Source organism: Amycolatopsis marina (assembly GCF_900111885.1).
GTDB lineage: Bacteria > Actinomycetota > Actinomycetes > Mycobacteriales > Pseudonocardiaceae > Amycolatopsis > Amycolatopsis marina.
Genome location: NZ_FOKG01000038.1, coordinates 15,753 through 27,181, shown reverse-complemented (window position 1 = coordinate 27,181; position 11,429 = coordinate 15,753). Strand labels below are relative to the sequence as shown.

Sequence of the window (11,429 nt, the reverse complement as noted above, 5' to 3'; positions counted from 1 at the left end):
AACAGCCCCTCACCGACACACAAGGACGGTCCATCACCGAGGAACTGATCGACCCCGAGGCGTTCTCCCAGAAGTCCTACGACTCGCGAGCCATCCGAGACGGTCACCTCGAATGGCTCGCCGCCGACGGCCGGATCATGAGCACCGACATCACCTCCGGGGCCACCGAACCACGAATCGACACCGGATTCACCTCCGGCAGCGACAAATCCAGCCAGGCGATCTTCACCGACCGGTCGATTCACCTCATCCAGGAGACGTTCGACGGCGAGACACCCATCAAGATCACCCAGCTCGACCGCGCCACCGCAGACCCGATCACCGAGATCACCGTGCCCGGACTAGCCGAACAACTCGGCCTCGAGTTCAACCTACGAGGCACGGCCGTTCCCCCCGGAGCCTGACACGCTGGCGCTCGTGGCTCGGATGTGCAATCCCGCTCGTGGGTGGTGGCGGATCCGCCGGCCGTCGTATGGCCGGTGCACCCACGTCGTCGGCGCGTTTCGGGAAACGGGCGCGCGTGTGGGTGCGGACTCGTAGACTGCGCGGTAGAGCAGCGTGAGCACGGGCGTTGGCGCCAGACACCGGAGGGATCTCTCATGAGCCGCCGATTCGACCCAGAGCAGATTGCCGAGCTCGCCAAGAGGGTCGGCGATCTCAGGGACGGCTACAGCAAGGCGAGCGCGGACCTGGGTGATGGCGATCCCGGAGGCGCTTACGGCGATCTGAGCAACGCGGCCAGCGCGGGCAAGACGATGCAGCGGTTCTACGGCGGCGTGAACACCGAGTTGGGTGCCGCCGCGAAGCTCGTCGACGCCGCGTCCCAAGCGCTGGCCAACGCTGCTGAGCTCATGCGAAACGACGAGGACCAGGGCGTGCACACCTTTGGTGGCGGCAGGTACGAGCGGGCCTGATCGGAATCAGGACGGGAACCAGGGGGTTTACCGATGACCACCAAAGAACAGCATTTGCGTGCGCTCGACGATCCGGCACGTGACCGTCCGAGGTCGATGGACGCCATCGACAAACACGCCGAACAGGCAGGAAAGCTCGACGCGCGAGCGCTGGACGACCAGGCAGAGAAGGTCAGCGGAGCCGCCACCAGTGCCAACGACCTCGGAGACGATCTCAAAGTCTTTCGCGACGACGTGCTGCGCGAATGGGACGGCAAAGATGCTGATGCCGTCGCCGACCACCTCGAAAAGCTGACCAAAGCCAGCTACAAGGTCAGCGACAAGGCTGAGGCGGCCAAGAACATTCTCCAGCGCGTGTCCGAGATTCTGGATGATGTCAAGAAAAAGGTCGCACGTCTTGCCCAGGAAGCAAACGACAACGACGCGGACAACCGCAGGCTGATCGGCGCAGCTCGGCAGCGGAAGAACAGCTCCGACGACGAGAACGAGATCGAATCCGCCGCGTCGGAAATCGAACGGCTTCGGCAGCTCAACGAGAGAGATTCGAACGGCAAGAAGGAGGAGATCGAGCGGGCGCTGGAAAGCGCCGAGAAACAGATCGACGCCCTCCTCGAACCCCTTGGCCTGGAAATCGAGGGCGGTTTCGTGGCGTTGCTGCCCGCCGACACCAGCCAAACCACGCCGCAAAGCGCTGGCCCCGCCCCCGTCAACACCGGCGGCAGTCCACCGCCGGCCGTCGGCGGTGGTGGAGGCGGTGGCGACAGCAGCGGTGGCGGTGTCGCCGCGGTCCAGGGAGACGGGAGGCCCGCCAAGCCGATCGAAGCCCGAGGGGACAACCCGGCCAAGATCGCCGAGAGGTTCCTCGGCCGCAACGCGGGCGACCTCAAGGGCAGCGGCGAGTTGCCCGCGATGCAGTCCTGGGTGCCCAACAACGTCAACTGCGCGAACTTCGTTTCCGGCTGCCTGGAGGCGGCAGGCCTGATCGACGAAAGCCAGGCCAGCGCCTCGGTCGCCGAACTGCGTGCCAACCTCAAGGCGGATGGCTGGACGACGGTGTCACTGTCCGAGGCCCAGCCCGGCGATGTGGTGGTCTCGAATGGTGGCGGGCACGTCGTGCTGTATGCCGGTGACGGTCAGTTCATCGGTTCGAACAACATCAACCCCGACGGGTCTCAGCAGATCAGCATGGGCGGCGGTGGCGGTCTCGTCGAGATCCTCAGGCCGCCGGGCTGAGCCTGCTTCGCCGGATCAGAATCCGAACAACGCACGCGGTGCCGCATGCTTGTCCGGCCAGGTCAGCCACGCGACGTCGGTCGGGCCGATGGCATGGTCGGACAAGCGCCAGGACCGCGCGTCATTCTCGGCACCCGCGTCGTCAGCCTTCCTGAGCAGGACGGCGTAGGCATCGGACATGACGCCGTCGGCTCGGCGTGACTCGTAGACGGTGCCGGCATAGTTCGGGCGACCGCCGTCGGCGCCGCGCATTCTCCCCTGCAGGAAGATCCAGGGGCCGATGCGGTTGAGGTGTTCCACCTCCACCTGAACACGATCGCCGAAGACCTCGCGCAGCGGCGCGGTGGCGGCACGGTGTACCGCCTCCCGGACCGGGTCCTCGGGGTCCAGCGGTTGTGGGACGGAATGCGCGGACGGGGTGTGCATCAAGCTACCTCCCGATAGCAGGGCAGCGATTCGGCCGACGGCAGCAACCGCATCCTGGCGTCGACGTCAGGTTCTGCAGATCAGCAAGCCTGGCCCCGCTGATGCTACAGCCTCGGGTGAGTGACGTCCTGACTTCGGGCAAGTGCCCCTGCTGGGGCGAAGGTCGTCCTCGTCGTACGACGTGTGCTCGGTCCCGTTGCCGCTCGCGCGTTGTTACCTGTGGTGCTGTCGGCGCACCATCTCCGCGATCCAACTGGGCGCGTACGGTGACGTGCAGTTCGGCGAAGTCGGGTAGGTCTTGAGAACTTCCAGGCGTTCCCCGATGTCGACGGCACGGGTGCGGTGCTCCGCGTGCTCGATCCCGATCTGCGCCAGGCAGTGGTTCATCGCCCATTGCAGGCGATCGGGAGCGTCGCTCATCTTCGCCTCGATGATGTCGAGCAGTCCTGCGAGGTCGAGGCCGTCGGGCTTCTTCGCCACGCGTTCGGTGGTCAGCGCCCAACCGGCACTCGCAACCACGGGATCCGGATCGGCGGACCAGGCCAGGCGCAGCTCTTCGGCGTGCGGGTTCTTCTTCACCACGTAATTCACGAGCCAGTCGTGCACCTTGGGCGTGCGTGCCTCGCGCAACATGCTGTCCAACTCGTCACGCTCGAACGCCTTCGGACGGCAGATCAGGATCGCCAGGAGTCTTGCCGCGGTGTCACGGGTCTCCCAGAGTTTGCCCGCGAGGTCCTGCTGCGTCTTCAGCCGCTTCGCGACGGCACGCAGTTTGGTGAGATTCACGCCGTGATCGTCACCGTGTCTCTCGTTCACCTCGCGTGCCCTCGGGTCCTCTAGCGCGGCCAGTTCGGCCATCACCTCGGCCACTGACGTCTCGTCGGTCACCAGAGCCTCCGTCCTTAACCTCTAGAGCCAGTCGTGTTCACGTACGTACCGCACCGCTTCGTGGGTAGTCGCGCACCGGCAGCTATGTCGCGGTGGACGACGACAGCATGGCGAGCCCGGGTCCGTTGAGTTCGTCCAGTGCCGTTCGTCGGCCGGAGATGGCCAGGAGCAGTGCGAGTGTGGTTCCGCCGACTTCCGGCCCGTCTCCGATGGTCAGGTCGGCATCCGTTGCCATCAGCCGGATCCGGGTCATCAGCTCTTTGGCTCCGCCGAAGGACGCCGGGGTACGGGCCTGTAGGCGGAGTGACCTGACGACGGCCTCCCGCGGGTAGGAGCGGGTGAGCCCCAGCGGCCGGCGGATGTCCTCGCCGTGGACGACCTCCTCGACGAGCCGGCTGTCGAGGGCCGCGGGAGGGGTGGACGTCCGCGAAGCCACCTGGCGAAGCCGCTGCAGCGTCTCCTGGGGTGCGGCGCCGCGCTCGCGTTCCACGCCACGTGCGTTCTGCCGGTCGAAATCGAACCGCGCCCGGACCAGGCCGGCCACGAAACCGAGACGCGTTGTCCGAGCGGAGTTGATTAGATGGGCGGCCACGTCATGCACCGTCCATCCGGCACACAGCGACGGTTCCTCCCACTGCTCGTCATCGAGGTGAGTGAGGTCGTCGATGAGTGCGGCACGTTCCGCGTGCACCATCGGCCAAACATCGTTCTTCACGGCGTCTCCTTCGCTCGGCCACAGTATCCGCAGAATGAGACTCCTGGTGCGCCGGCAACTCATCGCTCGGCGAGCGAAATCACCATCTCGGCTCCGGTCACCGTAGGTTACGTTGTCCAGCATGGACGACGTGGAGCTGTCGTGGAGCCGGTGGCGGCGTCCACTTCCGACAGCGGCCCAGCAACGGCACGACGTGTGGCTCGGGCTCGCCGTGGTGGCCGGGGCGATGGTGATGACCGTGCTGGTCAACAGTATGGGCGCGTTCGCCTTCGGCAGCGCACCCTCACTGACCGAGCAGTTCGCCTGGGGCGCGGCGGTCACTCTGCCACTCGTGCTGCGGCGCCGCTTTCCGCTGGCGGTGCTGATCGTCGTCGGCGTGCTGTTCATCGCCGCACAGGCACGGCAGACCGGGGACGGCCTCATCCCCTCGGTCGCGTTGTTCCTCGCGATCTACAGCGTCGGGGCGTGGGAGCGCAGGCGCACAGTGGCCCGGTGGGCACGGGTGGGAGTCATCGTGGCCATGTTCGCCTGGCTCGGCGTCGGACTCGTCAAGTTCCTCGTCTCGCCCAGCCCGGAGTTCGAAGGGGCGGCCGGACCGCTGGATCCGGTTCTGGCCTCGGTGCTCTACGGCATCGGGTTGAACCTGTTGTTCTTCCTCACGGCCTACTTTTTCGGCAATCTCGCTTGGCTGTCAGCTCGAAGGCAAGCCCAGCTCGAGGATGGCGCGGAACGGCTGCGCCGCTCGCAGGAGCAGAACACGCACGGTGCCATCGTCGCCGAGCGCGTCCGCATCGCCCGCGATCTGCACGACGTGGTCGCCCACCACGTCTCCGTGATGGGCGTGCAGGCCGGTGCCGCTCGGCGGGTGTTCGACGGCGACGCCGACTTCGCCCGTTCCACCCTGGCGACAATCGAGGAGACCGCGCGCACCGCCATCGGCGAGTTGCGCGGACTGCTCGGCGTGCTGCGTGAGGAACCGGAACCGCCCGAGCCACGGTCGGCGTCGCCAGGGCTGGACCAGCTGCCGGACCTGGTCGCCGCGGCCCGCTCGACCGGGCTGGACGTGAACTACGGTGTCTACGGGGAGCATCGTGCCGTGCCCGATGCGGTGGCCGTCTCGGCATACCGCGTGGTGCAGGAGGCGCTGACGAACGTCGTCAAGCACGCCCGCGCCCGTGCGGCCGACGTTCGCGTGCGGTTTCTCGACGCCGAACTGGAGATCGAGGTCACCGACGACGGGCTGGGCGAGGTCGGAGTGGCGGAGCGTACCGGGGGTTTCGGACTGGTGGGCATGCGCGAACGGGTCGCGGTGCACGGCGGCAGGCTCGAAGCCGGGCCGCGGCAGGGCGGCGGCTACCGCGTCCGCGCCGGGTTTCCCACCGCTGCCGCCACGGTCCGTGAGGAGTTGCCCGCATCATGAAGGAGACCCGGACCGGCCCGCCCGTGCGCCGTGACCAGGACAAGCCCGTACGTGTGCTGCTCGCCGACGACCAGGAGCTGGTCCGGGCCGGTTTTCGCGTCATCCTCGGCGCGGAGGACGACATCGAGGTCGTCGGGGAGGCGGGCGACGGTGCGCGGGCAGTGGAACTCGTGACCGACCTCCGACCCGACGTCGTGCTGATGGACGTGCAGATGCCGAGGGTCGACGGGCTGGAAGCCACGCGGCGCATCCTCGACGCGGCCACGACCGACCCTTCGGTGCAGGTAGTCATCCTCACGACCTTCGACCGCGAGGACTACCTGTTCGAGGCACTACGCGCGGGAGCCAGCGGCTTCCTGCTCAAGAACGCGTCCCCTGAGGACCTGGTGGAGGCCGTCCGCATCGTTTCCCGCGGCGACGCGCTGCTGTCGCCGGAGGTCACCCGCAGCGTCATCGCCCGGTTCGCCGTACGACCGCCGTCCCCACCGCAGCGGCGCCCGCCCGAGCTCACCGAGCGCGAGTTCGAGGTGTTCGTGCTGCTGGCACGGGGTGCGAGCAACGCCGAGATCGCGGGAGAGTTGTTCCTCGGTGAGACGACCGTGAAGACTCATGTGTCCCGGGTGCTCAGCAAGCTCGGAGTCCGTGATCGCACCCACGCCGCGGTATACGCATACGAGCACGGTTTCGTCTCCCCGCGCGGCGCCTGACCTCGGGTCCTCCTCGGGGAGGACCCGGAGGCTGGGTCGCGCGCCGGACGCCGGGCAGGCTCCCACCGGCATAGCCTCCTGATCATGTTGCAGTTGACGACGATCAGCAGGAGCTTCGGCGACCGCCGGGTCCTCAACGACGTGTCCTTCGACGTGCGGCCGGGACGGATGACCGGGTTTCTCGGTGCCAACGGCTCCGGCAAGACCACGACGATGCGGATCATTCTCGGTGTCCTCGCCGCGCACGGCGGGGCGGTGACGTGGCAGGGAGATCCGGTGACGCAGCGGACCCGGCGGCGGTTCGGGTACATGCCGGAGGAGCGCGGGCTGTACCCGAAGATGAAGGTCGCCGAGCAGGTGACCTGGTTCGGCAGGCTGCACGGGCTGGGCCAGGTCCGGGCACGAGCGAACACCGAACGCCTGCTGGAACAGCTGGATCTCACCGAGCGTGCGAACGACAAGCTGGAGGCGTTGTCGCTCGGCAACCAGCAGCGCGTGCAGATCGCTGCCGCACTGGTGCACGACCCGGTCGCCCTGATCCTCGACGAGCCGTTCTCCGGTCTTGACCCGATCGCCGTCGAGACGGTGCTCGGAGTGCTGCGTGACCGGGCCGCCGACGGCGTTCCCGTGTTGTTCTCGAGTCATCAGCTCGCGGTGGTCGAGCGCCTCTGCGACGAAGTGGTGATCATCTCCAACGGTTCGATCGCCGCGAGCGGCGCGCGGGACGAACTGCGCGCGAGGTATGGCTCGGCGCGTTTCGAACTGGTCGTCGGCGCGGACGCCGGCTGGCTGCGCGACCTGGCCGGGGTGCGGGTGGTGGAGTTGGACGGTGCGCGAGCGCTGATCGAGCTGGCGGCCGCGCCGAGCGGCGAGCCGCTCTCCGCCCAGTACGTCCTGCGGGAAGCGATGCAACGGGGCGAGGTGCGCAGCTTCACCCCTGCCGTGCCGTCGCTCAACGAGATCTTCAGGGAGGCGATCTGACATGAGCGTTGTGGCACAGCGCGAGCAGCGCGAGGAAGTCGAGGGGGAGCAGGACATTTCCTTCGCGTCGGCCACCTGGTTGGTCGCCGAGCGCGAGATCAGGAGCTTCCTGGGGATGAAGGGTTTCTGGATCGGACTGGGGTTGCTCGTCGTCGGGTTGTTCGCGCTGACGATCCTGCCGTCGGTGTTCGGCGGTGGATCGACGACCGTCGCCGCGGCAGGCCCGGGGGCGGCGGCTGGTTTGGACGGTGCCGACCTGGACGTTCGCGAGGTGGGCGACGCACGGGAGGCCGAGCGGCTGGTGCGCAGCGAGGAGGTCGAGGCCGCGGTCGTCCCGGACACCACCGGTGAATCGGTCACCGGTGTGCGCGTCATCGCGCTGTCCGATGTGCCCGGTGCTGTGGTGGGCGCGCTGAGTGCGTCGCCGCCGCTGGACCTGCTGGAGCCGGCCGAGGTCGGTGAGGGCGAGCGGCAACTCGCGATCATGGTGCTCGCGCTGGTGTTTCTGATGTGCGGCATGGGCGGGGCGGCGATCGCCCAGAGCACGGTGACCGAGAAGCAGACCAGGGTCGTGGAAATCCTCGTCGCGACCGTTCCGGTGCGCGCGCTGCTGGCAGGCAAGATCCTTGGCCACACACTGCTGAACCTGGGGCAGGTGGTGGTGCTGGCCGTGGCGGCGCCCATCGCACTGCGGCTCGGCGGTCACGAGGAGTTGCTCGGGGTGATCGCACCCGCGCTGGGCTGGTTCGTTCCCTTCCTGTGCCTCGGATTCGTCCTGCTGGCGGCGATGTGGGCGGTCGCGGGCGCGCTGGTGAGCAGGCAGGAGGATCTCGGATCGAGCATGGGACTGGTGATGATGCTGGTGATGGGACCGTACTTCGGGGTCATGTTCTTCTCCGACAACGCCACGGTGCTCACCGTGCTGTCCTATGTGCCATTCTCCTCGGCTGTGGCCATGCCGGTCCGGTTGTTCGTGGGGCAGGCACAGGTCTGGGAACCGTTCGTGGCGCTCGGCCTGCTGGTCGGCACGCTCACGCTGATCGTGCTGCTGGCGAGCAGGCTCTACTCCGGCTCGCTGCTACTGACCGGCGGAAAGGTCCGGCTCACGCAGGCCTGGACCCGCGCGAACTGAAACACGTGCCTGTCGATCCTGACTCCGCTGGAACCAACAGCGTTCGTGCATATTTGCGCTCCCCCTCGGGTAGTCGAAATAGAACGATTCCGACATCCGAGGAGTGCGAGATGCGTGCAGTGGTGTACAGGGGCCCGAACGACGTCGAGGTTGAGCAGGTCGAGGACCCGCGGGTGGAGCAGCCGACGGACGTGATCGTCCGGATCACGTCGACCGCCATCTGCGGGTCCGATCTGCACATGTACGAGGGACGCACCGTTGCCGAGCCGGGCATCGTGTTCGGCCACGAGAACATGGGCGTCGTCGAGGAGGTCGGATCCGGTGTCGTGAGCGTGCAGGAGGGAGATCGCGTCTGCATGCCGTTCAACATCGCCTGCGGGTTCTGCCGGAACTGCCTCGCGGGCAACACCGGATTCTGCCTGACGGTCAATCCCGGATTCGCCGGCGGTGCGTACGGGTACGTGGGCATGGGGCCGTACATGGGTGGGCAGGCGGAGTACCTGCGCGTTCCGTTCGCGGACTTCAACTGCCTGCAGTTGCCCCGCGGCGAGGAGCACGAGGATGACTTCGCCATGCTCGCTGACATCTTTCCCACCGGTTACCACGCCACGGAGCTGGCACACGTGTCACCGGGGGAGACGGTGGCCGTTTACGGTGCAGGTCCGGTGGGTCTGATGGCCGCGTACTCCGCGCTTCTGCGCGGCGCATCCGAGGTGTTCGTGGTGGACAAGGTGGCCGACCGCCTGCGGCTCGCCGAGCAGATCGGTGCGACCGCGATCGACTTCAGCCGAGGCAGTGCACCCGAGCAGATCCAGGAGCGAACCGCGGGCGGTACCGACAAGGGCATCGACGCGGTCGGTTACCAGGCCACGGTCTCCGGTGGTGAGGAGCAGCCTGCCGTGGTGCTCAACAACCTGATCGAGACCGTGCGGCCTACCGGCACGCTGGGCGTCGTTGGGCTGTACTTGCCGAACGATCCCGGTGCGCCGAGCGAGGAGGCGAAGCAGGGCAAGCTGCTCATCGATATAGGTCGATACTTCGAGAAGGGCCTGCGCATGGGCAGCGGACAGGCCAACGTCAAGGCCTACAACCGCCATTTGCGTGATCTCATCATCGCCGGCCGCGCTGAGCCGAGTTTCGTGGTGTCGAAGCGTCGACCGCTCGATGAGGCCGCCGATGCCTACGCCCGCTTCGACCGTCGTGAGGAGGGTTACTCCAAGGTGGTGCTGACGCCGTAGCTCTCGAAGACCACGTCGGCGCGGTCGGTCACGTCTCGAGCTTGCGTCTCAGGAGCGTGCGCTCTGGTTCGGTACCGGCCAGAACGGCCAGTCGTGTGGCGAACACGTGGTCGCGGCGCAGCCGGTCGACGGCCTTGCGGCGCGCCGTGGTCATCAGCCACGCTCCGGGCGCGGGCGGGACCCCCTCGGTGGGCCAGTGCGACAGCGCCGCCTCGATCGCCTCGGAGGTCACCTCCTCGGCCAGGTCGAGATCACCGAAGCGGCGGACGAGGGCCGCCAACAACCGGCCGCGTTCCTCCCGGAACACCGCCGCTACCGACGCCATCGGCGCGTCGGCCGAGGTCGAAGCGTCAGCGGCCCGCTCGCCCATGGCGCTCAGGCCCCGAAGTCGGCGACCGGTCGGACCACGACAGAACCGTCTCGCGCGCCAGGACAGCGAGCGGCCCAGTCGAGCGCCGCATCAAGGTCCGGCACGTCGATCACGTAGAAGCCGCCGAGAACCTCCCGGGTCTCGGCGAAGGGCCCGTCGGTCACCATCCGCCTGCCGTCCTGGTCGACTCGCACGGTCGTGGCGGTCACCAGGTCCGCCAACGACTCGCCGGAAACCCTGATCCCCGCCTCCCGCACTTCCTTGTCGTAGGTCATCCAGTCCTCGACGCTGCATCCGGCTGCACCGCCGTTCTCGTCGACGGTGCCAGCGGTGATCAGCAACATGTACTTCATGGTCTGGTTCCTTAGTGTCTCGTCGTACTCCGTACGGCATGGCCGCCGCACGACATAACCACGAATGGCCGGGGGCCAGATGGACATGTCCGCCGATTTTTTCCGGCGAGGTCGTCAACGACACCAAAGTACGTTGTCGAGCCACGGTTATCATGACCTATGACCAGCGAATACGCTGCGGCGACGAGGCAGCGCCGCGAGCAGCTCCGGGACTTCCTGCGCACCTGCCGTGCACGGCTCACACCCGCCGACGTCGGCATGCCGACAGTGGGCAGGCGCCGGACGCCGGGACTGCGGCGCGAGGAGGTCGCCGTGCTCGCGGGGGTCGGCGTGTCCTGGTACACCTGGCTCGAGCAGGGCCGTGACATCAACGTCTCGACGGAGGTGCTGGACGCGATCAGCAGGGCGTTGCGCCTGTCCGAACCCGAGCGTGCTCACCTCTACCTGTTGGCCGGCCTCAACCCCCCGGCGCAGGCAGGCGGTGCGCGCGGTGCCGAGGTCACCCCGGAGTTGCGCCAGCTGATCGACGCATGGCTGCCCCGCCCCGCGATACTGCAGGACCGGTACTGGAACCTGCTCGCCGTCAACGAATCGGCGCGGACGGTGTTCGGCTACGACGACGTCGACCACAACTGCCTGATCACGTTCTTCACCAACGCCCGCTACCGCGCAGCCCACGCCCACTGGGCAGCGGTCGCCCCCGCTGTCGTCGCCGCCTTCCGGGCGGACGCGGCGCATTCTCCCGCGGATCCGGAGTTCGCCAGACTGATCGCGGATCTCAGCAGCGTGAGCAGGGAGTTCGCCGAGTTGTGGGCGCGGCACGAGGTCGGCGCCCACACACAAGCGGTGAAAGCCGTGCACCACTCCGAGGTCGGCGACCTGATCTTCGACAAGACGACCCTGGCGGTCGCGGATCGCCCGGGCTGGCGGCTGGAGCTGTACAACCCGAGACCCGGCAGCGGAACCGGTGACCGGCTCGACCGGCTGCTGGGCGCCGGCGTCGGCGCTCCGGCCTGATTGCCGCCGAACCTGGTGGTGCCACTCCCCGGATG

General features: G+C 67.6%; 13 protein-coding genes and 1 pseudogene. 9 read left to right on the top strand and 5 right to left on the bottom strand.

Annotated elements, in window-relative coordinates:
- The 3 genes from BM199_RS34110 to BM199_RS31955 form a co-directional block, all read left to right on the top strand.
- Nucleotides 1–404: hypothetical protein (locus BM199_RS34110; protein WP_177242882.1), on the top strand; the 404-nt coding region annotated here is incomplete at its 5' end.
- 195 nt (nt 405–599) lie between these two features.
- Nucleotides 600–914: a hypothetical protein gene (locus BM199_RS31960; protein ID WP_091679743.1), complete on the top strand. Its 315-nt coding sequence runs from the start codon at nt 600–602 to the stop codon at nt 912–914.
- A 33-nt stretch (nt 915–947) separates the two neighbouring features.
- Complete coding sequence (locus tag BM199_RS31955) at nt 948–2,147, top strand: NlpC/P60 family protein (protein WP_091679739.1); 1,200 nt, start codon at nt 948–950, stop codon at nt 2,145–2,147.
- Between the two features lie 15 nt (nt 2,148–2,162).
- Here the strand turns inward: BM199_RS31955 and BM199_RS31950 are convergent, their stop codons facing one another.
- The 3 genes from BM199_RS31950 to BM199_RS31940 all read right to left on the bottom strand — a co-directional run bounded on the left by BM199_RS31950 (nt 2,163) and on the right by BM199_RS31940 (nt 4,176).
- On the bottom strand, nt 2,163–2,573 hold the full coding sequence (locus BM199_RS31950; RefSeq protein ID WP_091679716.1) for a hypothetical protein: 411 nt from the start codon (nt 2,571–2,573) through the stop codon (nt 2,163–2,165).
- A gap of 213 nt (nt 2,574–2,786) precedes the next feature.
- Entirely contained in the window at nt 2,787–3,431 is a 645-nt protein-coding gene (locus tag BM199_RS31945; protein WP_091679753.1) for a DNA alkylation repair protein, read from the bottom strand.
- Between the two features lie 112 nt (nt 3,432–3,543).
- Nucleotides 3,544–4,176 (bottom strand): maleylpyruvate isomerase family mycothiol-dependent enzyme, encoded by a 633-nt coding sequence (locus BM199_RS31940; RefSeq protein WP_218160485.1) that lies wholly within the window; start codon nt 4,174–4,176, stop codon nt 3,544–3,546.
- 121 nt (nt 4,177–4,297) lie between these two features.
- Between BM199_RS31940 and BM199_RS31935 the strand changes: the two genes are divergently transcribed.
- The 5 genes from BM199_RS31935 to BM199_RS31915 all read left to right on the top strand — a co-directional run bounded on the left by BM199_RS31935 (nt 4,298) and on the right by BM199_RS31915 (nt 9,654).
- Nucleotides 4,298–5,596 (top strand): sensor histidine kinase, encoded by a 1,299-nt coding sequence (locus tag BM199_RS31935; protein WP_091679710.1) that lies wholly within the window; start codon nt 4,298–4,300, stop codon nt 5,594–5,596.
- Nucleotides 5,593–6,303: a response regulator gene (locus BM199_RS31930; RefSeq protein ID WP_091679707.1), complete on the top strand. Its 711-nt coding sequence runs from the start codon at nt 5,593–5,595 to the stop codon at nt 6,301–6,303. Before BM199_RS31935 ends, BM199_RS31930 begins: the two co-directional genes overlap by 4 nt.
- Before the next feature lie 84 nt (nt 6,304–6,387).
- The gene (locus tag BM199_RS31925; protein WP_091679705.1) at nt 6,388–7,284 is read left to right on the top strand and encodes an ABC transporter ATP-binding protein; all 897 of its coding nucleotides are present in this window, start codon (nt 6,388–6,390) and stop codon (nt 7,282–7,284) included.
- A 1-nt stretch (nt 7,285) separates the two neighbouring features.
- A complete protein-coding gene (locus BM199_RS31920) occupies nt 7,286–8,416 on the top strand; it encodes an ABC transporter permease (RefSeq protein ID WP_091679702.1) in 1,131 nt (376 codons plus the stop codon).
- Nucleotides 8,417–8,526: 110 nt separating this feature from the next.
- Complete coding sequence (locus tag BM199_RS31915) at nt 8,527–9,654, top strand: glutathione-independent formaldehyde dehydrogenase (RefSeq protein ID WP_091679700.1); 1,128 nt, start codon at nt 8,527–8,529, stop codon at nt 9,652–9,654.
- A gap of 58 nt (nt 9,655–9,712) precedes the next feature.
- On the opposite strand, the pseudogene BM199_RS31910 reads toward BM199_RS31915, so the two are convergent.
- Together BM199_RS31910 and BM199_RS31905 are read right to left on the bottom strand one after the other, a co-directional pair.
- Nucleotides 9,713–9,979, bottom strand: a pseudogene (locus BM199_RS31910) (sigma factor); the annotation flags it as partial.
- Between the two features lie 50 nt (nt 9,980–10,029).
- Nucleotides 10,030–10,377: a YciI family protein gene (locus BM199_RS31905; protein ID WP_091679697.1), complete on the bottom strand. Its 348-nt coding sequence runs from the start codon at nt 10,375–10,377 to the stop codon at nt 10,030–10,032.
- Nucleotides 10,378–10,536: 159 nt separating this feature from the next.
- Between BM199_RS31905 and BM199_RS31900 the strand changes: the two genes are divergently transcribed.
- Entirely contained in the window at nt 10,537–11,394 is an 858-nt protein-coding gene (locus tag BM199_RS31900; protein ID WP_091679694.1) for a helix-turn-helix transcriptional regulator, read from the top strand.
- Nucleotides 11,395–11,429 lie beyond the last annotated feature (35 nt).

Excerpts from the sequence above, each read along its gene's own strand:
- BM199_RS31960 (WP_091679743.1), top strand. The coding sequence starts at position 600 with ATGAGCCGCCGATTCGACCCAGAGCAGATTGCCGAGCTCGCCAAGAGG.
- BM199_RS31955 (WP_091679739.1), top strand. The coding sequence starts at position 948 with ATGACCACCAAAGAACAGCATTTGCGTGCGCTCGACGATCCGGCACGT.
- BM199_RS31950 (WP_091679716.1), bottom strand. The coding sequence starts at position 2,573 with ATGCACACCCCGTCCGCGCATTCCGTCCCACAACCGCTGGACCCCGAG.
- BM199_RS31945 (WP_091679753.1), bottom strand. The coding sequence starts at position 3,431 with ATGGCCGAACTGGCCGCGCTAGAGGACCCGAGGGCACGCGAGGTGAAC.
- BM199_RS31935 (WP_091679710.1), top strand. The coding sequence starts at position 4,298 with ATGGACGACGTGGAGCTGTCGTGGAGCCGGTGGCGGCGTCCACTTCCG.
- BM199_RS31930 (WP_091679707.1), top strand. The coding sequence starts at position 5,593 with ATGAAGGAGACCCGGACCGGCCCGCCCGTGCGCCGTGACCAGGACAAG.
- BM199_RS31925 (WP_091679705.1), top strand. The coding sequence starts at position 6,388 with ATGTTGCAGTTGACGACGATCAGCAGGAGCTTCGGCGACCGCCGGGTC.
- BM199_RS31920 (WP_091679702.1), top strand. The coding sequence starts at position 7,286 with ATGAGCGTTGTGGCACAGCGCGAGCAGCGCGAGGAAGTCGAGGGGGAG.
- BM199_RS31915 (WP_091679700.1), top strand. The coding sequence starts at position 8,527 with ATGCGTGCAGTGGTGTACAGGGGCCCGAACGACGTCGAGGTTGAGCAG.
- BM199_RS31905 (WP_091679697.1), bottom strand. The coding sequence starts at position 10,377 with ATGAAGTACATGTTGCTGATCACCGCTGGCACCGTCGACGAGAACGGC.
- BM199_RS31900 (WP_091679694.1), top strand. The coding sequence starts at position 10,537 with ATGACCAGCGAATACGCTGCGGCGACGAGGCAGCGCCGCGAGCAGCTC.